Annotated in this window: 1 protein-coding gene; it reads right to left on the bottom strand. The window is 47.2% G+C overall.

Annotated elements, in window-relative coordinates; translation table 11 throughout:
* Window positions 1-79: 79 nt before the first annotated feature.
* Window positions 80-269 (bottom strand): hypothetical protein (locus AAEY98_RS22370; RefSeq protein WP_351019787.1); only part of this gene is annotated, 190 nt, incomplete at its 5' end.

Below are 269 nucleotides of genomic sequence, written 5' to 3'. Positions count from 1 at the left end.
CACCCTGCACGGGCCAAAAGGGGATCAACAGCAATCCCCTCTTGGATCACCCCTGCCGTTCCGGCAACATTTTCGCTATTTAACCAAACAACAGCAGCGAAAAAATTGCGACGGAAATAGATCCAGCTTTTAACTTTATTTGTAACCTTCTTCGGTCCATCTTGTAATAAAGAGTGAAAATGCTAACGCTTCCGATGGTACATCCTGTACCGCGAAAGCTAGCCTGACGTCCTGTCAGGCTCACGCTATTTTCTTCAACGGCCTCAAGT

Source organism: Shewanella sp. AC91-MNA-CIBAN-0169, from assembly GCF_040310165.1.
GTDB lineage: Bacteria > Pseudomonadota > Gammaproteobacteria > Enterobacterales > Shewanellaceae > Shewanella.
This window is presented reverse-complemented; position numbering and strand designations above follow the sequence as displayed.